Raw genomic sequence first — 21,312 nt, forward strand, 5'->3', positions numbered from 1 at the left:
ATCAACGCCAAAAAAACGCGGGCAGTGGAAATCGCCGGTATCTCTTTTTCGTAAGCGGCAATCCGAGGTGTTTGGGGCGCGCGCGGAAGTTTATTAGACTAAAGTCTAGCATCGTCGCGATTTCAGCTTTGATCGCGTCTGTAACAAGGCCCGGATTTCATAGGCTTACGTTGAGCGACCGATCAAACATAGCAGAATTGGTATATCTTCTTCAGCCTAATCGATTTGACACTGCTGTTTCTTTCGTACCACTTTCCCGGCTGTGACCAGCGTCGCCGGCTTTTCCGTTGATGAAAGCGACCGGCCGTCCAGGGAGGATTTCGCCGCAATGCGGGTGGCTGCTCGGTCGAAGCGATAGTCGCGAATTGGGAGAGAGATATGAAACTGGTAATTTCTGCAGTCGCCGTTGCGGCGATGGCGGTGGCGTCGTTTGCCGTGCCGTCCTTCGCACAGGACAAGGGCACGATCGGCATCGCGATGCCGACGAAATCGTCCGCACGCTGGATTTCGGACGGCGAATCGATGGTCGAACAGTTCGAGGCCGCCGGCTACGACACTGACCTTCAATACGCCGAGGACAACATTCCCAACCAGCTGTCCCAGATCGAGAACATGATCACCAAGGGCGTCGATGCGCTGGTGATCGCCTCGATCGACGGCACGACCTTGTCGAACGCGCTTGAAAACGCCGCGGCGTCGGGCATTCCGGTCATCGCCTATGACCGCCTGATCCGCGAAAGCCCGAATGTCGACTACTACGCGACCTTCGACAATTTCCAGGTCGGCGTGCAGCAGGGCGAAAGCCTGATCAAGGGCCTCAAGGAACGCTTCCCTGACGAGGATGTCTGGAATGTCGAGCTTTTCGGCGGTTCGCCGGACGACAACAACGCCTATTATTTCTATGACGGCGCGATGTCGGTGATCCAGCCGCTCATCGACGAAGGCAAGATCGTCATCCCGTCTGGCCAGATGGGCATGAACCAGGTCGGCACGCTGCGCTGGGATGGCGCGGAGGCCCAGGCCCGCATGGATAACCTGCTGTCGGCCAACTACACCGACAACACCATCCACGGCGTGCTTTCGCCCTATGACGGCCTCTCGATCGGCATCCTGTCGTCGCTGAAGGGCGTCGGTTACGGCTCGGGCGATCAGCTGATGCCGATCGTGACCGGCCAGGACGCCGAACTGCCCTCGATCAAGTCGATTGTTGCAGGCGAGCAGTACTCGACCGTGTTCAAGGATACCCGCGAGCTTGCCCGTGTCACCGTCGGCATGGTTGACGCCCTGCTGCAGGGCGGCGAGCCGGAAATCAATGACACGACGACGTATGACAACGGCGTCAAGGTCGTGCCGTCCTACCTGCTGGCCCCCGTCTCGGTCGATGCCAGCAACTGGGAAGAAATCCTGGTCGACAAGAGCCACTACTACACGCTCGAACAGGTCAAGTAAGGCCCACGAACTCATGGGAAACGGGCGGTTCGCTGCCCGTTTCCTGCCCTGATCAGCGCCCGTTTCACCGGGCGTCCAACGCTGAAAATCTCGCGGTTGCAACATGTCGGGTTACGGTGGGAGACCTCAAAAGTGACTACTTATGTGGCGCGTTTGGCGAAGTTTGACGAAAATCATCTCCGCGCCTTTTCGCGACGCAAAACACCTGGCGAATGACAACGGAATTGATTTGACATACGTGCCTCACAATGTATCGTCACGCCGACCTCCCCCGGGGAATCTGGAGCGTGGCGGGGGCAGGATAGGAGCGGAATGCTCCGCATGAACTGGTTGCAGGCGCTCCGGCCTGCGATCGAAAACGGGACCGGGTTGCAACAAACCTGGCCTTCAATTGGGAGAGAGAGATGAAAAAGGTTATCTCTATTCTGGCTGCGGCAACCGTTGCTGCGGCGGCTTTGAGTGTACCGGCATTTGCCGCCGACAAGGGTTATGTCGGCATTGCCATGCCCACCAAGGGCCTGGATCGCTGGAACAAGGACGGCGCGTCCATGGTGCAGCAGTTCGAGGCAGCCGGTTACAAGACCGACCTGCAGTACGCTGAAAACGAAATTCCCCAGCAGCTCTCGCAGATCGAGAACATGATCACCAAGGGCGTCACTGTCCTCGTGGTCGCTGCCATTGACGGCGGTTCGCTGACCGGCCCGCTGGCCGATGCGGCTGCTGCCGGCATCCCGGTCATCGCCTATGACCGCCTGATCCTCAACACGCCGAATGTCGACTACTATGCGACCTTCGACAACTACAAGGTCGGTGTCATCCAGGGCAACAGCCTGGTCGAGGGCCTGAAGGCCCGCTTCCCCGACACCAAGCCTTGGAACGTCGAGCTCTTCGGCGGTTCGCCGGACGACAACAACGCCTACTTCTTCTACAACGGCGCCATGTCCGTCATCCAGCCGCTGATCGATTCGGGTGACATCGTCATTCCGTCGGGCCAGATGGGCATGGACAAGATCGGCACGCTGAACTGGTCGAACGCCGCCGCTCAGGCGCGCATGGATAACCTGCTGTCGGCCTACTACACCGACAAGACGCTGAACGGCGTCTACGCCTCCAACGACGACCTCGCCATGGGTGCGATCTCCTCGCTGAAGAGCATCGGTTACGGCTCGGGCGATATGGCCATGCCGATCATCACCGGTCAGGACTGCAACCTGCCGAACGTGAAGGCGATCATCGACGGTCAGCAGTATTCGTCGATCTTCAAGGACACCCGCAAGCTCGCCGAAGTCACGGTGAAGATGGTCGAAGCCATCGGTGACGGTTCCGAGCCGGAAATCAACGACACCAGCACCTACAACAATGGTGACAAGGTCGTGCCCTCCTATCTGCTCGAACCGGTCGCGGTTAACAAGGACAACTGGCAGCAGATCCTTGTCGACGACAGCGGCTACTACACGATGCAGCAGATCCAGAACTAAGACCCGTAGGGCATTGCGTAAGCCCGCCGCCGGCAGATTGTCGGCGGCGGAGCAGGACGCCGGCCGGGTGAGGGTGTCATGACAACATTGCTCGAAATGCGAAAGATCACGAAGACGTTTCCGGGTGTCCGGGCGTTGAGTGATGTCGACCTCGCCGTCGAGGAAGGTGAAATACACGCACTTGTGGGAGAAAACGGCGCCGGAAAATCGACGCTGATGAAAGTTCTCTCGGGCGTGTATCCGCACGGAACCTATGAAGGCGAAATCTACTACGATGGAGAACTGGCCACGTTCTCCGGGATCTCCGACAGCGAAAAGAAGGGCGTCATCATTATCCATCAGGAACTGGCGCTGGTTCCGCAACTGTCGATCGCCGAGAATATCTTTCTTGGCAATGAAGTGGCAAAAGGCGGGGTCATCGACTGGCCCGAATGCTATAACCGCACCGAAAAGCTTCTCCGCAAGGTCGGCCTCAAGGATCCGCCGGCAACGCTGGTCGAGAAAATCGGCGTCGGCAAGCAGCAACTCGTCGAAATCGCCAAGGCACTCTCCAAGGACGTGCGGCTCCTGATCCTTGACGAGCCGACGGCCGCACTTTCGGAAGCCGACAGCGCCAAGCTTCTGAGCCTGCTTCTTGAACTGAAAGGGCAGGGGATCACATCGATCCTGATTTCCCACAAGCTGAACGAGGTCGAGAAGGTCGCCGACACCATCACCGTCCTGCGTGACGGCTCCTCCGTTGCCGGCATCGATTGCAAGGCCGAGGAAGTCAGCGAGGCCAAGATCATCCAGGCGATGGTCGGCCGCACCATGGAAAACCGCTATCCCGAGCGTGAGCATACGATCGGCGACGTGCTGATGGAGGTCAAGGACTGGACGGTCTGGCATCCCGAGCAGGTCGACCGCAAGGTCATCAAGGGCGCCAACTTCAACGTCCGCGCTGGCGAGATCGTCGGGATTGCGGGCCTGATGGGCTCCGGCCGAACCGAACTGGCGATGAGCATCTTCGGCCACAGCTATGGCCGCAATATCTCCGGCGAGGTCTATCTCGGCGGCGAGAAGGCGGACGTCTCCACCGTGCCGAAGGCGATCTTCTCCGGCCTTGCCTACGTGACCGAGGACCGCAAGGGCCTTGGCCTTATCCTGGACGAGCCGATCACCAAGAACATCACGCTCTCCAACCTCCCGGGCGTTTCCAAATACGGCGTGCTGAACACGGCGGAGGAAACCAAGACTTCGGAATATTACCGCAAGGCGATGAACATCCGCACGCCGACGGTCGCCCAGAAGGTGGTGAACCTTTCCGGCGGCAATCAGCAGAAGGTGGTGTTGTCCAAGTGGCTGTTCACCCAGCCGGACGTCCTCATTCTGGATGAGCCGACCCGCGGTATCGATGTCGGTGCCAAATACGAGATCTACACACTGATGAACCAGCTCGCCAATGACGGGCACGGCGTGGTGATGATCTCGTCGGAAATGCCGGAACTGCTCGGCATGTGCGACCGCATCTACATCATGAACGAGGGGGCATTGGTGGGCGAGCTGAGCGCCGCGGAGGCGAGCCAGGAACGCATCATGTCCTTCATTGTCAGAAAATAGAAAGAGATGACGATGAGTACACAACAGGAATCCGCAGGCGAGAGCAAGACCTCGATCCGCTCCTACCTGACCCTCAGAATGCGCGATTACGGCATCTTGCTCGCCCTGATCGTCATTATCGCATTCTTCCAGATCGTCACCGATGGCGTGCTTCTGCGCCCCGTCAACATCACCAACCTGTTCCTGCAGAACAGCTACGTCATCATCATGGCACTCGGCATGCTGATGATCATCGTTGCGGGGCATATCGACCTGTCCGTCGGCTCGATCGTCGGCTTCATCGGCGCGCTCGCGGCGGTGATGATCGTGCACTGGCAACTGCCGGTGCTGATTGCCATCCCGGCCTGCATCATCGCCGGCATGCTAATCGGCGCCTGGCAGGGCTATTGGGTCGCCTATTGGCGCATCCCGTCCTTTATCGTGACGCTCGCGGGCATGCTGATTTTCCGCGGCCTGTCGCTCTGGCTTCTGAACGGCCAGTCGGTCGGTCCGTTCCCGGGCGGCTTCCAGCTACTGTCGACCGGCTTCGTGCCGGATATCTTCGGCGTCGGCCGGCCCAACATGACGGCGCTTGCCGCCGGCGTCATCGCCGCCGCCGCGATCGTCTACCTCGCCTTCCGCGCCCGTTCGCGCAACAAGGCCTATGGTATCGAGGACGAGCCGTTCTCCTTCTTCATCGGCCGCAACGTCATCGTCGCCGGTGTGCTGGTGTTCGTCTCATGGAAGCTGGCATCGTTCCGCGGCCTGCCGAACGTGCTGATCTCGATGGCGATCCTGACCGTGATCTACACCTTCATCACCGAAAGCACGACCTTCGGTCGCCGCGTCTATGCGATCGGCGGCAACGAGAAGGCGGCGCAGCTCTCCGGCATCAATACTCGCCGGCTGAACTTCATCGTCTTCGTCAACATGGGCATGCTGGCGGCCCTGGCCGGCCTGGTGTTTGCAGCCCGCCTCAACATCGCGACCCCGAAGGCCGGTAACGGCTTCGAGCTCGATGTCATCGCGGCCGTGTTCATCGGCGGCGCATCGATGTCCGGTGGCGTCGGCAAGATCGTCGGTGCGGTTGTCGGTGCCTTCATCATGGGCATCATGAACAACGGCATGTCGATTATGGGTATCGGCATCGACTACCAGCAGGTCATCAAGGGTCTGGTTCTGCTCGCAGCCGTCGTCTTCGACGTCTACAACAAGAACAAGGCCTGACGGTTCTGATAGAAGCAATGACGAGGGCAGTGCGGTCCGCCGCGCTGCCCTTTTCCGTTGTCCGGAAACGAAAAAGTCCCGGCACGCTTTCGCATGCCGGGACCGCGCACCCTCCGCCACTTCCGGCGTTTGCGGACCGGTTCAGGCGGTTGGACATTGGTAATAACGCGCGAAAGGTCGAATCGGACCAGACATTGCCGGAATTTAACCTTTCGACGTTTCCCCGACTTGATCCAGATGATTTCATCGGCCGGCAAAATCGGGTAAGGCGGGGCGAAACAGGTTCCGGAGGTTCTGAATGGCCAGTCTCACGCTCAGCGGTATCGTCAAGTCCTACGGCACGCGCCAGGTCATCCACGGTATCGACCTTGCGATTGCCGATGGCGAATTCGTGGTGGTCGTCGGCCCGTCCGGTTGCGGCAAGTCGACGCTGCTGAGGATGATCTGCGGGCTGGAAGCGATCACTGGGGGCGAGCTCCAGGTCGATGACAAGCTCGCCAACAAGCTCGAGCCGCGACAGCGTAACATTGCCATGGTGCTGCAGGACTTCGCGCTCTATCCGCATATGAGCGTGCGCAAGAACATGGGGTTTGCCCTCAGGATGGCCGGGATGAGCCGGGCGGAACGCGACGCAGCAGTCGAGCGCGCCGCTGAAATGCTCGGTTTGACGGACGAGTTGGAGCGCTATCCGACCGAGCTTTCCGGGGGCCAGAAACAGCGCGTTGCCATGGGGCGGGCGCTGGTGCGTGATCCGGCCGCCTTCCTGTTCGATGAGCCGCTTTCCAATCTCGATGCCAAGCTGAGGGCGCAGATGCGCGCCGAGATCAAGGCGCTGCACCGACGGCTTGGCAGCACCATGGTCTACGTCACCCACGACCAGATGGAAGCGATGACAATGGGCGAGCGCATCGTGCTGATGCGCGCCGGCCGCATCGAGCAGGCCGGAACGCCGCTCCAGCTCTACGACCGGCCGGAGAATGTCTTCGTCGCCGGTTTCATCGGGGCGCCGGGGATGAACCTGATCGAGGGCGTGGTCGCCAACGAGGCGGCCGGGCCGGTGCTGAAAACGGCCGCCGGCATCAGCTATCCGCTGCCCAGGGAGCCGGCGCTCGAAGACGGCAAGGCCATCACTCTCGGTGTGCGGCCGGAACATGTGGCCTTTGCCGAAGACGGCGCCGAGGCGCGCATCGAATTCACCGAAACCACCGGTTCCGAAACCCATGCGACGATGACGGCGGGCGATGACCAGATCCTGCTTTTGACACCGGAACGCGTCCCCTTCGATCGGCATGAGCCGGTGAAGATCACCTTCGATCTGACCCGCCTGCATCTCTTCGACACCGAAACGGGCGCGCGGCTCAACTGAATGGGGCCGTGGTCGATGGTCGGACAATGACGGACGACGCGATTTTCGACAGACTTTCCCGCTCGCCGTTTCGCAGTCGTTTCCGACTATCGGCGAAGGACCGGGCCTATGCGCGCGACAAGGGCAGGGCCGTCATCAATGCCCATGCGGAGGATTTCATCCGCAAGCGGCTGGCGCCGGCGCTGCCGGAAAAGGACGGCCGGCAGACGCCTATGCGCGGTCACCCGGTCTTCGTCGCCCAACACGCCACCGCGACCTGCTGCCGCGGCTGCCTGCTGAAATGGCATGGCATCGGCACGGGCAGAGCGCTGTCGGATGGCGAGATCGCGCATGTGGTCTCGCTCATCGACCGCTGGATTTCCGGGGAGATGCAGAAAGGCTAGCGCTATGCGTCTCGCTGTGTTGACAAACCATTACCCCACTCTGCGTCATCCTCGGGCTTGACCCGAGGATCCAGGCCTCTTGGACGGGCGTTTGCCCAAGGGGCTGGGCGAAACGGATGCTCGGACCAAGTCCGCGCGTGATGCCAAAGGGAAGGCTGACTGTGGCAAAAAGCTCGGCGCGTTTGCCGGTGTCATATGTCTTCAATGCGGAAACGCTAGCGCTCCGATCTTCGCGTTACTGCGTGCGCGGCGGGGTGTCTTCGCCGGGAAGCTCCGGCGGCTCTGCTGGCTCGGAAGGCGTTGCCGGCACCGGCGCCGCAGGCGGGGCCGTGCGGCGCAAACGCCGTTCCTGCAGCCCCTTGCCGCAGATTGCCGCCATCGCGCCAAGGCCGATCAGCACCACCGCCATATTGGCGATCCAGCCGAAGAACGGCAGGTAATGCAGCAGCGACATCAGCACGAGGCCGGCCGCAGTCGCCAGCAGCATGTTGAGGAGCGAGGCGCGCATCGGCCGGATCTTCGTGACCACCCACCAGGACAGCGCGAAGACGGCGAGCAGATAGGCGAGCGTCCAGGCGATCACGGTCGCCAGTACGACGAAGGGGATCAGCGGGATGGCGACCAGCGTCAGAAGCGCTACGGGAACAGCGCCGATCAGCATCGACAGGGCGAGGAAACCATAGCCGAGCGAAGCCAGCGGTCGCGTCATGAGCCGGGCCCGCATGGCTTCCACGCGCGTCGGGGTGAAGGTCAGGAAGAAGGCCGCGAGGGCCAGCATGAAGACCAGAGTAGTGATGTAGCCGGTCACCTTGACGGTGTCCGAACTCACCAGCGCCTCATCCTCATCCGTCGTCTCGGTGACGCTCGGGGTGAGCTTGTGGAAGGTTACCTTCTCAGGAGAGATGACGCTCTCCGGAATATCGATTTCCTCCGGCGCGCTATAGGTCAGCGTACCGCCGATCGTGGCATCGGGGCCGAAGCTGATTTCGTCGCCGGCGAACATCGCGTCGCCGGAAATGGGCGCATTCAGCGTCAGGTTGCCCGCGGCGGCGAGCAGACTTCCGGTGATCGGGGCGTCGACCTCGACGGTGCCACCGAAGAGGCGGGCATTGCCGCCGATGGAGGCGCTTTCGCCGATCTCGATATTGGCGCCGGCAATGCTGACATCTCCGGCGACGGCGCCATCGACGTCAACGGAAAAGCCAGCGGCGTACAGGTCGCCGCTAACCGGCCCGTCGGCCCGCACCCTTGCGCCGGCCAGATGCGCATTGCGGGTCACCGCGCCATCGAGCGTGACGCTGAAGCCTGAAAGAAAGGCGCTGCGCGGGCTGTCCTGCCTCAGTGACGGCGTGGCACCGCTGGCATAGGTGTCGCCTCCGAAGACGAATGTGTCGTCGTCGGCGAGCGCCGCCGGTGCTGCAAAGAGCAGTGCCGCCAGCAACATGCGTGAAAATCGCGTGAACATGGTCCCGTCCTTTCGGCTTACGCCCCCGATGCTGAAAAAGCGGATTGTAGGAATAGTATCACCCGGCGGCGATCATCCGTAAAGTCTGTCTTGTGTGGCAGCGTCCGGCAGAGCCGGGCGGCATTCGCTGATTGCATCGGCGAGTTCGGCCATGTCATCGGCGCGCGGGCTGGAGCGCCGCCAGACGAGACCGATCGTGCGCGCGGGCACCGGCTCTTCGAAGGGCAGGATGGTGAGTGCCGTGCGGGCCGTCTCCGCCGCAATCGCCATTTCCGGTATAAGTGTCATGCCCATGTCGTTTGCGACCATCTGCAGCAGCGTCGTCATCGAGGTTGCACCGACATTCACGACGGTGCGTTTTGGTGCGCGCTGGCAGAGCGCCAGCGCCTGGTCGCGCAGGCAATGGCCTTCCTCCAGCAGCAGCAGCCGCTCGGCGGCGATCGAAGCGGTGGTCAGCGGCGAGGCAAGCAGGGTTCGATCGTTGCGGGCGACCGCTATGAAGAAACGGTCCTCGAACAATAAGGCCGTCGAAAGCCCGTCGCGCTCGATCGGCAGTGCCGCGATCACCGCGTCGAGCGTGCCGTCCTCGAGATCGTCGAGAAGATGGTCGGTCACCGCCTCCTTCAGCGCTACTTCCGCCGCCGGAAACCGGGTGTTGAGATAAGGCACCAGCTTCGGGATCAGATAGGGCGCCACCGTCGGAATGAGGCCGATCGAAAGCGGTCCGGAAAGCGGGCCGCCCGCCGGCCTTGCCGCACGTTCCAGCTCCGCCATTGCGCCCAGCACGTTGGCCGCATGGGCGAGCACCCGTTCGCCGGCTCGCGTCAGCAGAACCTTGCGGCGGGCGCGCTCGATCAGCTGTGTGCCGAGGCTCGCCTCCATCTCCATGATCTGCGCCGACAATGCCGGCTGGCTGATGTGGACGGCCGCTGCCGCGCGGCCGAAATGGCGTTCGCGCGCCAGCGCCTCGAAATATCGCAATTGCCGAAGTGTTATCATGATAGGTAAATCTTATCGTAATTACAGGAAATCACAATTGGAAATTATGGGAGCCGCGTGGGATAGTTTGGAAGATTTCCAAGGAGGAAGCCATGAGCGACAAACCGACCCTGACGACAACTGCCGGCGCACCGCTGCCGGACAACCAGAACTCGATCACCGCCGGCCCGCGCGGCGGCGTGATGATCCAGGATTACCAGCTGATCGAGAAGCTGGCCCACCAGAACCGCGAACGCATTCCGGAACGCGTGGTCCATGCCAAGGGCTGGGGTGCGTTCGGCACGCTGAAGATCACCGGTGATATTTCGAAATACACGAAGGCCAAGTGTCTCCAGCCGGGCGCGGAAACGCCGATGCTCGCCCGCTTCTCCACTGTTGCCGGCGAACTGGGCGCGGCCGACGCCGAGCGCGACGTGCGCGGCTTTGCGCTGAAATTCTACACCGAGGACGGCAACTGGGACCTGGTCGGCAACAACACGCCGGTGTTCTTCGTCCGCGACCCCTACAAGTTCCCGGATTTCATCCACACGCAGAAGCGCCATCCGCGCACCAACCTGCGCTCGCCGAAGGCGATGTGGGATTTCTGGTCGCTGTCGCCGGAAAGCCTGCACCAGGTGACGATCCTGATGTCCGACCGCGGCATTCCGGTCGATCCGACCTTCATGAACGGCTACGGCTCGCACACCTATTCGTTCTGGAACGACGCAGGCGAGCGCTTCTGGGTCAAGTTCCACTTCAAGACTGAGCAGGGTCACAAGCACTACGTCAACGAAGAGGCCGAAAAGCTGATCGGCAAGAGCCGCGAGACCTATCAGGAAGCGCTGTTCGACAAGGTGGAGACCGGCCAGTATCCGCGCTGGAAGGTACAGGTTCAGATCATGCCGGAAAGCGATACCGGCAAGACGCCATATAACCCCTTCGACCTCACCAAGGTCTGGCCGCACAGTGACTATCCGCCGATCGATATCGGTGTGATGGAACTGAACCGCAATGCCGACAATTACTTCGCCGAAATCGAGCAGGCGGCGTTCTCGCCCTCCAACATCGTGCCCGGCATCTCGCATTCGCCGGACAAGATGTTGCAGGCCCGCATCTTCTCCTATGCCGATGCCCACCGCTACCGTCTCGGCACGCATTACGAGGCGTTGCCGGTCAACGCGCCGAAGTGCCCGGTCCATCACTACCACAAGGATGGGCAGATGAACTTCTTCGGCCAGAAGACCGGTGCGACGGACGCCTATTACGAGCCCAACAGCATGGGCGGCGCGGTCGAGGACAAGTCGGCAATGGAGCCGCCGCTCAATATCGAAGGTGCGATGGCGCGCTACAATCACCGCGAGGGCAATGATGACTTCTCGCAGCCGCGCGCATTGTTTGAACTCTTCGATGACGGCCAGAAGTCCCGCCTGTTCGACAACATTGCTGCCGCCATGGGCGGCGTGCCTGGCGAGATCATCGAGCGCCAGCTCGCGCTGTTCAAGCAGGTTCACCCGGACTACGAAGCCGGCGTTCGCGCGGCATTGAAGGAAGCGCATGGCTATGAGGCCAATGCGATCTCGACGCCGGGAACGCAGTCAGCGGCTGAATAGGATTTGGTTTTAAAGCTTTCCGAGGCCGGCGCCCATCGCGCCGGCCTTTTTCATGCGTTCTGCGCACCCTTCGCGCGCAGGGCCGCGCGCGGTGAGCAGCCCTTGATGCGCTTGAAGGCGGCGCCGAAGGCGCTTTGCGAGCCGTAGCCGAGCAGGCCGGCAACCTCCGAGACGCTTCTGCCGCGGTGGATGAGGTCTTCGGCGATCTGCATGCGCCATCGCAGGACATAATCCATCGGCGAGCGGCCGACGGCCTCGCGGAAATCCTCCGAGAACACCGTGCGCGACATGCCGGCGATGGTTGCCAGCGCGGCGACGGTCCAGTTCTTTTCGGGGTTTGCGTGAATGGCGTCGAGTGCGGCGCCGAGACGCGGATCCGTCAGAGCACCGATCCAGTCGCTCGCCCGTCCGTCGCGTCCGGATACGTCCTCCCGCGCGGAGATGGCCCGCAGCATCTGGACCAGCAGCATATCGGCAAGGTGGCGGCGCATCATCCCCGAGCCGATATCGTTGCGGGCAAACTCGCTCTCGAGGATCTGCAGCGTCCGGCTGAGGACAGGGGCCGACGGCGCATCGGCGGGAATGACCATCAGCCGCGGCAGGGCCTCGCTGAGGAGATGCGCATGGAGCGGGCTGACGCGATATGCCCCGCCGATCATCACCACGTCGTCGCCGCCGCAACGGCCGGTATCCGACCGCGACCAGTCGATGACGCTGGTGCCATCTTCGGGAGCAAGCGCGGGGTCACTTGCCAGCACGTAGGGCGGATAGTGGGACAGCAGGAAGACATCTCCGGCGCCGAGGCGCACCGGCGGTTCGCTCTCATGCAGCATGAAGCATTCGCCGCGGAGAACGGCCGCGAACTTGATTGCATATTTCTCGGGAAACCTGAGCGACCAGTCGCCAGCGGCTTCAAACCGTGTGCAGCGGGCGGTGCGCAGATCGAGAAGATTGAAGAGAGTGCTGAGTGTATCTGACATTTCCCGGACGAACGCTATAGTTTTGCGGATGCATCAATATAGATCGAACGGACAATCTGGCGCTATCTCCTTTTCAGAAAAAGGAGATTCCACATGGAAAACGTAAAGGACAAGGTCATCGCGATCACCGGTGCCAGCAGCGGCATCGGCCGGGCCACGGCCCTGTTGCTTGCCGGGGCGGGCGCACGGCTCGTTCTCGGCGCCCGCCGCCTCGAGCGGCTGCAGGTGCTTGCCGACGAGATCGCGGCGGCCGGTGGAACCGCCATCGTCTGCAGGGCAGATGTCGCCGACAAGGCCTCGGTGCAAGGGCTTGTCGACTGTGCGATCAAGACGTTCGGGCGCCTGGATGTTCTTGTCAGCAATGCCGGTATCGGCCCGATTTCCAACCTCGACGATTTGCGGGTCGACGATTGGGAGGCGATGGTGGACGTGAACTTCAAGGGCGTGCTTTTCGGTATCGCGGCATCGCTTCCGGTGTTTCGCCGTCAGGCCAGCGGCCATTTCGTTACCGTCATATCGACGGCGGGGCTCAGGATCGTCCCGAAGCAATCGGTCTATGCAGCCACGAAGAATGCGGTTCGGACCCTGCATGAGGGGCTCAGGCAGGAGGCCGGGCCCAATCTCCGGGTCACCGGCATCTCGCCCGGCTATGTGCGTACCGAATTCGGCGATTCCATACCCGACGAGAAGCTGAGATCGCAGTTGGCAAGCGGCATGAGTATCGCCATCGCGCCCGAGGCCGTTGCCCGGTCGATCCTGTTCGCCATCGCCCAGCCGGCGGATGTCGATGTCGGCGATATCGTCATCCGTCCGACGGCGCAGGGCTGAGGCGGAATCATTCCGCTGCTGCGAGCGCGCGGGCGAAATGGGCGGGGGCGACGCCGGTATGGCGGGTAAAGGCGAGGCTGAAGGCGCTGGAGGAGCCGTAGCCGACGCGTGCGGCAATATCGGCCACAGAATGCCCGCCGTTTTTCAGCATGTCGCGTGCGATCATCATCCGCCAGGTGAAAAGATAGGCCATCGGCGATACGCCGAGGGTACGGCTGAAGCGCGCGAAGAAGGACGAGCGCGAAAGGGCTGCAAGGTCGGCAAGCTCGTCCACGCTCCAGGTGCGGGCGGGATCGCGGTGCATGGCCCGGATCGCCTCGGCAAGGCGCGGGTCGCCAAGGCCGCGCAGCAGGCCGGGCGCGGCATCGGAGGCCGCGGTGGACCGAAGGGCCTCGATCAGCAGCACTTCCAGCAGCCGTTCGAGCACCACGTCGCGTGCCGGGCGCTTCGAAAGCGTTTCATCGCGCACCAGCTTGGCAAGTGCGACGAGCCGGTTGTCGCGGCGCACGACGACGACTTCCGGCAGAAGCGAAACCAGCAGCGCTGCGTCCGGCGAGCCGAATTCGCAATGGCCGACGAGATACTGGCTGTCCGGCGGCCCGTCCTGGCGGCCGACGCGCAAGGCGCCGTTGCCAAGATGAACGGGCGCGCTCAGTTCGCCCGGAGTAGGCGCTTCACCGGCGCTTGTGCTCGTGAAACCGAATGAGGATGGCACCAGTATGAAGTCGCCTTGCTCCAGCTCGATCGCCTTTCGCCCGTCCGCCTGAAAGCGGATCGCGCCCTCCAGGATCAGGCTGTAGAAGACCTGCCCCGATTGCTCCCGCCGGATACGCCACGGACCGGCCCCGGTGACCCATTTGGAAAAGGGGGCCCGCGGCTGCAGGAATGAAACGATATCGGCAAGGGGATCGGTCAAAACCGGACTTTCGATGATGTGAACGCGATGCTCCATTATGGTGCGTCCGGATGCGGCTGTCTATATTGGCAGTGTCGGCGCGGCCTTCCGGCCCGCCGTTGTCAAATCCATCCATTCGGTTCACTGCCCGCCGGCAGCCGACGCATCCGCGCCTGCCGTGCCGCGCAAAGGAGTTTTCATGCAAACCGTTCTCATCACCGGCTGTTCATCGGGCTTCGGGCTTGAAACAGCAAAAACCTTTCTGAGCCGCGGATTCAAGGTTATCGCCACGATGCGCAAGCCGGATGCGAGCCTGCTGCCCGCCTCCGACAATCTGGTCCTGCTGCCTCTGGACGTCGCCGATCCGCAAAGCATCGCCAATGTGGTCGAGGCTGCCGGCCCGGTCGACATCCTTGTCAACAATGCCGGCATCGGCTGGCTCAACGCGCTCGAAGGCTCGCCGGTCGCGGTCATCCACAAGGTGTTCGAAACCAATACGCTCGGTGTGATTGCGTTGACGCAGGCCTTTCTGCCTCAGTTTCGCGCCCGGCGCTCCGGCATGATCATCAACGTCACCTCGACGGTCACGGTCCGTCCGCTGCACCTGCTGTCGGTCTACACGGCCAGCAAGGCTGCGGTGAATGCCTTCAGCGAATGCCTGGCACTCGAACTCGCGCCGTTCAACGTTGGCGTTCGTATCGTTCTTCCCGGGCGTGCACCCGCTACGGATTTCGGCAAGAACGCCGCAGGGCTCGTGCCGGATGGGATGAACGTCCCGGAAGCCTACAAGGAGATCGCCGATGGCGTCTTCAAGCAATGGGCCGAAGAGCCAGCGGATATGGTGACGCATCCGCAAGACGTCGCCGAAGCGGTGTTGCGGGCCGCCACGGATCCGTCGACGCCGATGCGTCTACCCGCCGGCGCCGATGCCGAGGCGAGCATGGCATCGCTTGGGGGCGAGGCGCCGCTCGCCTGACGGCTGGCCTACCAGCTTGCCAGCGACTGGTTGCCGCGGCCGCGAACCTGGCGGGCGACGTGTCGTCCCTCCTCGTCCTGCAGCGGAGGCAGTTCCACGCTCGAAATATTGTCGAGCGAGGCGATGATGTGGTTGGAAAGCGCCGTGGTCAGCGAGGCCGGTGCGCCCGGGCGGCGCATCAGGCCGATCTGAACCGGCGGCAAGGGCGGAAAGCCATCGGCCTGGGTCAGCACCCGCATGCCGGTTCTGAGTGCGGATTCCGGCAGGATCGAGACGGCCATGCCGGCAAGCACCGCCGAGGCGACGACGGTCGCCGACCAGCTGGTGAACAGGATGCGGTACTCGCGGCCGACGCCCTCCAGCGCGCCGATGGCAAGCTGGCGCCAGCGGCAGTCATGCCGACCGACGGCGAGCTGTACCGGCCTGGCGCCGGGCAGCGCGTGGTTGGCGGATGCCACCCAGCAGAGCGGCTCGGAGCGCACCACCTCAGAATCGCGCGTGCGAGGATTGTGCGTCACCAGCGCCATGTCGAGTTCGCCGCGCTTGATGCGGTCGGCCAGGTCGTTGGAATCCTCGCAGACGATATAGAGCTCGACATTCGGATGCGACTTGGCGAAGCGGCCGATGATGTCCGGCATGTAGCGATCGGCATAGTCGTCGGGCGTGCCGATGCGGAGCGAACCTTCCAGCCGGTTGTCATCGAAGGCCGCGATGGCTTCGTTGTTGAGCCGGATGATGCGGCGGGCGTAATTCAGAAGCTTGTCGCCCTCGTCGGTCAGGCGAACACCGCGGCCATCCTTGGTAAATAGCTGTTTTCCCACGCGTTCTTCAAGCCGGCGCATCTGCATAGAGACGGCCGACTGGGTCTTGAACACCTGCTCGGCCGCGCGGGTGAACGAGCCGTTGTCGACGATCGCGACGAAGGTCTGAAGCTGGTCGATATCCAAAGGCGCTGCCATGACACGATCTCATAACGATTGTTGATACTTGATATTAGAAACATTCGTTGGACTGATCAATGGCAGAATACCATATTGTCAAGCATGGAAAACAGCAAAGCACTAAGTCCGGCTGAAACGACACCCTCAGGAAACGGGTGGTTGCAGCACGGACTTTCCGCTCAGATGGGTTCCTGACCGGCGCAGGCAAGCGAGGGACGCTTGTGGCCTGCATCCGGTCGTCGGAAGTGCAAGCCGCAGCGAGAGGGCCAATATCGGAGCCCGGGCGGCCGCCAGAAGGAGGCGAACATGTCCATGATCGAACGGGTTTCGGGAACCCGGACGGCAACGTCCAGCTCCCAGACGATGAGCGAAACCTTGCGCGCGGCTGCGGCCGCGACGGCCCGCTTCATCCGGAACCGCCTTGCGATCAAGCAGATGGTGCATCTTGACGATGCCTTGCTGAAAGACATTGGCCTGACGCGTGGCGAGGTTGAGAACGCCTATATGAAGCCCGTGACGAATGATCCGATGGCTGAACTGCGGCGTGCCGCCAGCGATCGCGCAGCGCGGATGTCGCTTTGAAATTTGCCCGCGGCCGAGCGCTGCGGGCCAAAGGCTTGGCGTGAATTCAACGGCCGCAAGTCCCAACGGCGGCCAGCGAGAAGCGTCATTTTCCCCGCAGGGTGGTTCAGCCTTCACTCTGCATTTTGCCCGGAAGCAGTTTCTGTTTCCGGGTTTTTTTGTGCCGTCCCGCCTTGCCTGAGCGCCAGCCACTGCAGCAGGATCACGGTCTTTGGCGTCGCGGATGGCACCGGTCTCGATCCTTGCCAGCGCTTCGGGCGCAAGCTACGTCCTGGCCTCGCCGGAGAAGATCGGTGCGGTCTCGTCCTTCGTCATCGCCGGGCTGGGGGATATCGACGGGGTGATCGCCACCGCAGGCGCCGAAGGGCCCATGCTGGAGCGGATTGCCGCTGCAGGCCCCTCGATCATTGAAGCCGGTTGAGCCCCGCTATTCCTGTCGGGATGAGACGTTAGTACTGGAATTCCGAAAACAGGGGATCGACGGAGCCGTTCCAGCGGCCGTTGTAGAGGGCCAGCAGGTCCTCGGCGAATGTCGCCTTCTTGGCGATGATTTCGTCGAGCGTCATCAGGAAGACGCTTTCGTCCTGGCCACTGTTGTTGAGATTTTTGCGGGACTTGAGGCCATCACGGGCGATCGCGATCACGTCGCGGCCGACCTCGAGTAGGCTGCGTCCCTCGACTTCGGCAGAAAGCGCCTTTGCCGGAACCTCGTTACGCAGGCGATGCACGTCCTCGGCACTCCAGCCGGCGACAAGCTGTTCTGCCGCATCCATGGCGCCCTTGTCATAGAGCAGGCCGACCCAGAAGGAGGGGAGAGCGCAGATCCGCCGCCACGTGCCGCCATCCGCACCGCGCATTTCCAGGAAGCGCTTCAGCCGGACGTCGGGGAAGAGGGTGGAGAGGTGATTGGTCCAGTCGCCGCGCGTCGGTTGCCAGGCCTCGATCTCGCCCTTTAGGGCGCCGTCCATGAACTGGCGGAAGGTGATGTGGGTGCAATCATGGTAGCGCCCGTCGCGCACCACGAAATACATCGGCACGTCGAGCGCCCAGTCGACATAGCGTTCGAAGCCGAAATCCGGCTCGAAGGCGAAGTCGAGAATGCCGGCGCGGTTGTTGTCAGTGTCGCGCCAGATATCGCCGCGCCAGGACAAGAGCCCGTTCGGCTTGCCCTCGGTAAAGGGCGAGGAGGCGAACAGCGCTGTCGCAAGCGGCTGCAGCTTCTGCGACAGCGCCATCTTGCGGCGCATGTCGGCTTCCGACGAAAAGTCGATGTTCACCTGGATCGTGCAGGTGCGGTACATCATGTCGAGGCCCTTGGTGCCGACCTTCGGCATATAGTTCGTCATGATGTCGTAGCGCGATTTGGGCATGCGCGGGGTTTCGGCCAGCGTCCATTTCGGGCTACCGCCAATGCCGAGAAAGCCGATGCCCATCGGCTCGGCAACACCACGCAGCACCGCGAGGTGCCGGTTCGATTCGCGACAGGTCTCGTGCAGGGTCTCAAGCGGCGCGCCGGAAAGCTCGAACTGGCCGCCGGGCTCGAGCGAAATCGCGCCCATTCCGGAGGGCTCGGCTAGGCCGATGATATTGCCGCCATCCATGATGGCGTCCCAGCCGAGCTTTTCCTGCATGCCTTTCAGCAAGGCAGAGATCGACTGTTCTCCGTCATAGGGAACCGGGCGGTTGCCGTCGCGGAAGAACGGGAACTTCTCATGCTCGGTGCCGATGCGGAAATCGGCTTCCGGCTTGCAGCCGGCTTCGAGGTAGGAGACGAGTTCCGCCTTGCCGGAAATCGGCGTTTCGTCGGAGGTGTCGCGGGCCATGGGAAGTTCCTCGCAAGATGGATGACCGGTCGGGGCCGGGCTTTTGTCCGCTCATGGCCCGGATTTCCGGGCCGATCAAGTCAATTTCTTTGATTGTCTGATAAACGTTTGGAGGGCCGTCCGGCTCCCGGCGGATTATCGCCAGTCGCCGATCGCCGCCTGGATCACGGCAAGGGCCGCGACCGCCGCAGTGTCGGCGCGCAGGATGCGGGGGCCGAGCGGGATCGCGGTAACGAAGTCGCGGCTGCGCAGAAGGCTCCGCTCCTCATCCGAAAACCCGCCCTCAGGGCCGACAATCAGCGCCAGGCTCGCCTCGCCGACACCCTTCAGCGCATCGAGCGGGTTCTGCGTTTCCTCGGCCTCGTCGCAGAAGATCAGCCTGCGGCCGTCCGGCCAGGCCTCGATGATATCGGCAAGTTTGGCCGGCTCGCGGAGTTCGGGGATCGCAAGCACGCCGCACTGTTCGGCGGCCTCGATGATATTGGCGGCAAGCCGGTCGGACTTGCCGGGCTTGCCCTGCACATGCTGGGTCATCACCGGCTGGATGATGCCGGCGCCCATTTCCACGGCCTTCTGCACCATATAGTCCATCCGCCCGACCTTCAGCGGTGCGAAGAGATAGTGCAGGTCGGCCGGCGGCGTCTGCGGCCGCGTCTGTTCGACGGCCTCGAGCACGATCTTCTTGCGGGTCGGATAGGTGAGGCGGGCGCGCCACTCGCCGTCACGGCCGTTGAACAGCAGAAGCTCGGTGTTCTCTTCGGCGCGCAGCACGTGGGCGAGATAGTGAAACTGGTCCTTGTCCGCCTCGACCGATACCCCTTCGGCAAGGTCGGCGGCGATGAACAGGCGTTGCAGGCGATAATTGGCGCGCATGGGCGGCTCCGGCGATTCGGGCTCTGTTGGACGCGAACCTAAACCAGTTCCGGTGCCGACGGCAAAGGGGAGGTCAGTTGGCGAACTTGGCGGCGAAATCGAGAAGCAGCGTCTTCAGTCCCGGCTCCTCGACCATTTCGGCCGCCAGTTCGAGCGAGGTCCAGTGACGTTCGCGCTCGGAGGACTCCGGAAACTTCGTTTTCATCTTGCGTACGGAGAGCGGATAGAGCGCGACCTCGCACGGGATCGATCTGCCATCGTCGAGGCGCTTGAGATAGGAGAAGCTGCCGAGCGGGGCGTCGGCGATCTTGCCCTTGATGCCGGCCTCCTCGAAGGCCTCCTGTTCTGCAACCTGATGGGGGGCCTTGTTGGCCATCGGCCAGCCCTTGGGCGTCACCCAGCGGCCCGTGTCGCGACTGGTGATCAGCAGCACCTCGACCGACTTCGTCTTCTTGTCCTGTCTGTAGCACAACGCCGCATATTGCTGGCGGGCGGCGATTTCCTCGCCGTTTTCTGCCGCCAGCTTGTCCTTAGAGGGCATGACTTTCCTTTCGCATGCACGCGGTTGCAAACCCTGCTTCGCCACCCATAAACGATAAAACTAGCATCGCGGATTCGTTTCTCGCGTGAAGCTTTTATGAATTTTCACTTGAACATTTAAGGGTGTTCGAATCGCTGCGGCGAGCGCTTTCAGCCTGCCGAATCGAAAGTCATTGTGCAACCGATGTTGTGTGTTCCGGCGCGCTTCGCGCGGAACTTTTGACGCGCGTCCCCCGTTTCCGTGCAAAGAAAGTTACCAAGGAAACACCATGCTTTACTGGATTCTCGTCCTGTTGATCATCGCCGGCGTCGCGAGCCTGCTCGGCTTCCGGGGCGTTGCCGGGCTTTCTGCCGGCATTGCGCGCATCCTCATCTTCATCGTTCTGGTCGTGCTGCTGATCTCGCTTCTGACCGGTCTTCTTGTCGTCGCCTGACCGGCTCAGGCGTCCCAATACGGACTTGGACCATAGAGGCGAGCCAGGAAATCGATGAAGAGCCGCACCTTGGCGGGCAGGAAGTTGCGGCTCGGATAGACGGCAAAAAGCCCGACCTCGGCGGCGCTCTCATAGTCCGGCAGAACCTGTACCAGCTTGCCCGCAGATAGCTCCGGGCCGATATCCCAAGTGGATCGCAGTGCGATCCCCATGCCGGAAAGCACCGTCTCGCGAATGACTTCGCTGGAATTCGTGACCAGGCGGCCTTCCGGCTTGATGCTGATCGGCCCGGTCGGTCCCTCAAGGCGCCAGTGCTCGTCATTGTGGGCGGGCAGGCAGACATGGTGTTCGAGATCTAAAAGCGTTTCCGGCGTGCCGTGATCGGCAAGGTAGCCTGGCGTGGCGCAGAGGATGCGCCGGACGCGGGCGAGGCGCCGCGCCACCAGTGACGAATCGTGAAGGTCGCCGATGCGGATCGCGACATCGTAGCCATCGCCCACGACATCGACGAAGGCATCGGTCAAAAGCAGTTCCAGCTCCAGATCCGGATGGGCGTTCATGAAGCGGGCGAGGTGCGGCGCGATGTGGAGCCGGCCGAAAGAGGTCGGCGCCGAAACCTTCAGCCGTCCCCTGACCGCCGAGGCCCGTCCTTCGACAAAGGCTTGCGCCTCCTCGAAGCCCGCAAGAACCGGGCTGAGGCGTTCGTAATAGCCCCTCCCGATTTCCGTCAGCGAAATCTGGCGCGTTGTTCGCTGGAACAGACGCGTGCCGAGCTGCTCCTCCAACCGCTTGATGCTTTTCGACACGACCGCCGGGGAAAGCCGCAATTGTCGCGCGGCCTCGGTCATGCTGCCCGTTGCGGCGACGCGCGCGAACACTTCCATATCGCTTAGGTTTTTAATAATC

At 62.3% G+C, this 21,312-nt stretch carries 21 protein-coding genes; 12 read left to right on the top strand and 9 right to left on the bottom strand.

The window, feature by feature from the left end:
• Window positions 1-378 precede the first annotated feature (378 nt).
• The 6 genes from chvE (TM49_RS11305) (at window position 379) to TM49_RS11330 (ending at window position 7,481) form a co-directional block, all read left to right on the top strand.
• Window positions 379-1,449, top strand: coding sequence for a multiple monosaccharide ABC transporter substrate-binding protein (gene chvE, locus TM49_RS11305; RefSeq protein ID WP_045681341.1), 1,071 nt, complete (start codon window positions 379-381; stop codon window positions 1,447-1,449).
• A gap of 404 nt (window positions 1,450-1,853) precedes the next feature.
• Window positions 1,854-2,927 (top strand): multiple monosaccharide ABC transporter substrate-binding protein, encoded by a 1,074-nt coding sequence (gene chvE, locus TM49_RS11310; protein ID WP_045681343.1) that lies wholly within the window; start codon window positions 1,854-1,856, stop codon window positions 2,925-2,927.
• 78 nt (window positions 2,928-3,005) lie between these two features.
• Window positions 3,006-4,526 (top strand): multiple monosaccharide ABC transporter ATP-binding protein, encoded by a 1,521-nt coding sequence (mmsA, locus tag TM49_RS11315; protein WP_045681345.1) that lies wholly within the window; start codon window positions 3,006-3,008, stop codon window positions 4,524-4,526.
• A 6-nt stretch (window positions 4,527-4,532) separates the two neighbouring features.
• Complete coding sequence (gene mmsB, locus TM49_RS11320; RefSeq protein WP_425283244.1) at window positions 4,533-5,732, top strand: multiple monosaccharide ABC transporter permease; 1,200 nt, start codon at window positions 4,533-4,535, stop codon at window positions 5,730-5,732.
• Between the two features lie 298 nt (window positions 5,733-6,030).
• Window positions 6,031-7,098, top strand: coding sequence for an ABC transporter ATP-binding protein (locus TM49_RS11325; RefSeq protein ID WP_045681347.1), 1,068 nt, complete (start codon window positions 6,031-6,033; stop codon window positions 7,096-7,098).
• 26 nt (window positions 7,099-7,124) lie between these two features.
• Entirely contained in the window at window positions 7,125-7,481 is a 357-nt protein-coding gene (locus TM49_RS11330; protein ID WP_045681349.1) for a DUF4186 domain-containing protein, read from the top strand.
• 235 nt (window positions 7,482-7,716) lie between these two features.
• Here TM49_RS11330 and TM49_RS11335 read toward each other — a convergent pair whose 3' ends face one another.
• Together TM49_RS11335 and TM49_RS11340 are read right to left on the bottom strand one after the other, a co-directional pair.
• Window positions 7,717-8,946 carry a DUF8173 domain-containing protein gene (locus tag TM49_RS11335; RefSeq protein WP_144409539.1) on the bottom strand — a complete coding sequence of 410 codons (1,230 nt, stop codon included), beginning with the start codon at window positions 8,944-8,946 and terminating at the stop codon, window positions 7,717-7,719.
• A gap of 72 nt (window positions 8,947-9,018) precedes the next feature.
• Window positions 9,019-9,945 carry a LysR substrate-binding domain-containing protein gene (locus TM49_RS11340; RefSeq protein WP_045681352.1) on the bottom strand — a complete coding sequence of 309 codons (927 nt, stop codon included), beginning with the start codon at window positions 9,943-9,945 and terminating at the stop codon, window positions 9,019-9,021.
• A gap of 92 nt (window positions 9,946-10,037) precedes the next feature.
• On the opposite strand from TM49_RS11340, the gene katA reads away from it, so the two are divergent.
• A complete protein-coding gene (gene katA, locus TM49_RS11345; protein ID WP_045681354.1) occupies window positions 10,038-11,534 on the top strand; it encodes a catalase KatA in 1,497 nt (498 codons plus the stop codon).
• Window positions 11,535-11,584: 50 nt separating this feature from the next.
• Here the strand turns inward: katA and TM49_RS11350 are convergent, their stop codons facing one another.
• Window positions 11,585-12,514 carry an AraC family transcriptional regulator gene (locus tag TM49_RS11350; protein WP_045681356.1) on the bottom strand — a complete coding sequence of 310 codons (930 nt, stop codon included), beginning with the start codon at window positions 12,512-12,514 and terminating at the stop codon, window positions 11,585-11,587.
• Window positions 12,515-12,607: 93 nt separating this feature from the next.
• Between TM49_RS11350 and TM49_RS11355 the strand changes: the two genes are divergently transcribed.
• Window positions 12,608-13,342, top strand: coding sequence for an SDR family oxidoreductase (locus tag TM49_RS11355; RefSeq protein WP_045681358.1), 735 nt, complete (start codon window positions 12,608-12,610; stop codon window positions 13,340-13,342).
• A 7-nt stretch (window positions 13,343-13,349) separates the two neighbouring features.
• On the opposite strand, the gene TM49_RS11360 is transcribed toward TM49_RS11355, so the two are convergent.
• Window positions 13,350-14,294, bottom strand: coding sequence for an AraC family transcriptional regulator (locus tag TM49_RS11360; RefSeq protein WP_244464707.1), 945 nt, complete (start codon window positions 14,292-14,294; stop codon window positions 13,350-13,352).
• 142 nt (window positions 14,295-14,436) lie between these two features.
• On the opposite strand from TM49_RS11360, the gene TM49_RS11365 reads away from it, so the two are divergent.
• Window positions 14,437-15,213: an SDR family oxidoreductase gene (locus TM49_RS11365; RefSeq protein ID WP_045685144.1), complete on the top strand. Its 777-nt coding sequence runs from the start codon at window positions 14,437-14,439 to the stop codon at window positions 15,211-15,213.
• Window positions 15,214-15,221: 8 nt separating this feature from the next.
• Here TM49_RS11365 and TM49_RS11370 read toward each other — a convergent pair whose 3' ends face one another.
• Window positions 15,222-16,172 (bottom strand): LysR substrate-binding domain-containing protein, encoded by a 951-nt coding sequence (locus TM49_RS11370; RefSeq protein WP_045681360.1) that lies wholly within the window; start codon window positions 16,170-16,172, stop codon window positions 15,222-15,224.
• A 288-nt stretch (window positions 16,173-16,460) separates the two neighbouring features.
• Here TM49_RS11370 and TM49_RS11375 point away from each other — a divergent pair, with 288 nt between their 5' ends.
• Together TM49_RS11375 and TM49_RS11380 are read left to right on the top strand one after the other, a co-directional pair.
• Entirely contained in the window at window positions 16,461-16,736 is a 276-nt protein-coding gene (locus TM49_RS11375) for a DUF1127 domain-containing protein (protein ID WP_045681361.1), read from the top strand.
• Window positions 16,737-16,959: 223 nt separating this feature from the next.
• Entirely contained in the window at window positions 16,960-17,157 is a 198-nt protein-coding gene (locus tag TM49_RS11380; protein ID WP_045681363.1) for a DeoR/GlpR family DNA-binding transcription regulator, read from the top strand.
• Window positions 17,158-17,185: 28 nt separating this feature from the next.
• On the opposite strand, the gene TM49_RS11385 is transcribed toward TM49_RS11380, so the two are convergent.
• The 3 genes from TM49_RS11385 to TM49_RS11395 form a co-directional block, all read right to left on the bottom strand.
• Window positions 17,186-18,559, bottom strand: coding sequence for a glutamate--cysteine ligase (locus TM49_RS11385; protein ID WP_045681366.1), 1,374 nt, complete (start codon window positions 18,557-18,559; stop codon window positions 17,186-17,188).
• 135 nt (window positions 18,560-18,694) lie between these two features.
• Complete coding sequence (locus tag TM49_RS11390; protein WP_045681368.1) at window positions 18,695-19,432, bottom strand: 16S rRNA (uracil(1498)-N(3))-methyltransferase; 738 nt, start codon at window positions 19,430-19,432, stop codon at window positions 18,695-18,697.
• 73 nt (window positions 19,433-19,505) lie between these two features.
• Window positions 19,506-19,973: an NUDIX hydrolase gene (locus TM49_RS11395; protein WP_045681370.1), complete on the bottom strand. Its 468-nt coding sequence runs from the start codon at window positions 19,971-19,973 to the stop codon at window positions 19,506-19,508.
• A gap of 268 nt (window positions 19,974-20,241) precedes the next feature.
• On the opposite strand from TM49_RS11395, the gene TM49_RS23030 reads away from it, so the two are divergent.
• The gene (locus TM49_RS23030; protein ID WP_045681372.1) at window positions 20,242-20,406 is read left to right on the top strand and encodes a DUF1328 domain-containing protein; all 165 of its coding nucleotides are present in this window, start codon (window positions 20,242-20,244) and stop codon (window positions 20,404-20,406) included.
• 5 nt (window positions 20,407-20,411) lie between these two features.
• On the opposite strand, the gene TM49_RS11405 is transcribed toward TM49_RS23030, so the two are convergent.
• On the bottom strand, window positions 20,412-21,308 hold the full coding sequence (locus TM49_RS11405; RefSeq protein ID WP_045685145.1) for a LysR family transcriptional regulator: 897 nt from the start codon (window positions 21,306-21,308) through the stop codon (window positions 20,412-20,414).
• Window positions 21,309-21,312: the final 4 nt, after the last annotated feature.

The organism is Martelella endophytica (assembly GCF_000960975.1).
In the GTDB taxonomy this organism is placed as follows: Bacteria; Pseudomonadota; Alphaproteobacteria; order Rhizobiales; family Rhizobiaceae; genus Martelella; species Martelella endophytica.

Bases quoted from the DNA above. Each gene is read 5' to 3' on its own strand.
- chvE (WP_045681343.1), top strand. From the start codon at position 1,854: ATGAAAAAGGTTATCTCTATTCTGGCTGCGGCAACCGTTGCTGCGGCG.
- TM49_RS11355 (WP_045681358.1), top strand. From the start codon at position 12,608: ATGGAAAACGTAAAGGACAAGGTCATCGCGATCACCGGTGCCAGCAGC.
- TM49_RS11330 (WP_045681349.1), top strand. From the start codon at position 7,125: ATGACGGACGACGCGATTTTCGACAGACTTTCCCGCTCGCCGTTTCGC.
- TM49_RS11385 (WP_045681366.1), bottom strand. From the start codon at position 18,559: ATGGCCCGCGACACCTCCGACGAAACGCCGATTTCCGGCAAGGCGGAA.
- mmsA (WP_045681345.1), top strand. From the start codon at position 3,006: ATGACAACATTGCTCGAAATGCGAAAGATCACGAAGACGTTTCCGGGT.
- TM49_RS11325 (WP_045681347.1), top strand. From the start codon at position 6,031: ATGGCCAGTCTCACGCTCAGCGGTATCGTCAAGTCCTACGGCACGCGC.
- TM49_RS11375 (WP_045681361.1), top strand. From the start codon at position 16,461: ATGTCCATGATCGAACGGGTTTCGGGAACCCGGACGGCAACGTCCAGC.
- TM49_RS23030 (WP_045681372.1), top strand. From the start codon at position 20,242: ATGCTTTACTGGATTCTCGTCCTGTTGATCATCGCCGGCGTCGCGAGC.
- TM49_RS11395 (WP_045681370.1), bottom strand. From the start codon at position 19,973: ATGCCCTCTAAGGACAAGCTGGCGGCAGAAAACGGCGAGGAAATCGCC.
- TM49_RS11340 (WP_045681352.1), bottom strand. From the start codon at position 9,945: ATGATAACACTTCGGCAATTGCGATATTTCGAGGCGCTGGCGCGCGAA.
- TM49_RS11360 (WP_244464707.1), bottom strand. From the start codon at position 14,294: ATGGAGCATCGCGTTCACATCATCGAAAGTCCGGTTTTGACCGATCCC.
- TM49_RS11380 (WP_045681363.1), top strand. From the start codon at position 16,960: ATGGCACCGGTCTCGATCCTTGCCAGCGCTTCGGGCGCAAGCTACGTC.
- TM49_RS11370 (WP_045681360.1), bottom strand. From the start codon at position 16,172: ATGGCAGCGCCTTTGGATATCGACCAGCTTCAGACCTTCGTCGCGATC.
- TM49_RS11335 (WP_144409539.1), bottom strand. From the start codon at position 8,946: ATGTTCACGCGATTTTCACGCATGTTGCTGGCGGCACTGCTCTTTGCA.
- katA (WP_045681354.1), top strand. From the start codon at position 10,038: ATGAGCGACAAACCGACCCTGACGACAACTGCCGGCGCACCGCTGCCG.
- TM49_RS11365 (WP_045685144.1), top strand. From the start codon at position 14,437: ATGCAAACCGTTCTCATCACCGGCTGTTCATCGGGCTTCGGGCTTGAA.
- mmsB (WP_425283244.1), top strand. From the start codon at position 4,533: ATGACGATGAGTACACAACAGGAATCCGCAGGCGAGAGCAAGACCTCG.
- TM49_RS11390 (WP_045681368.1), bottom strand. From the start codon at position 19,432: ATGCGCGCCAATTATCGCCTGCAACGCCTGTTCATCGCCGCCGACCTT.
- TM49_RS11350 (WP_045681356.1), bottom strand. From the start codon at position 12,514: ATGTCAGATACACTCAGCACTCTCTTCAATCTTCTCGATCTGCGCACC.
- chvE (WP_045681341.1), top strand. From the start codon at position 379: ATGAAACTGGTAATTTCTGCAGTCGCCGTTGCGGCGATGGCGGTGGCG.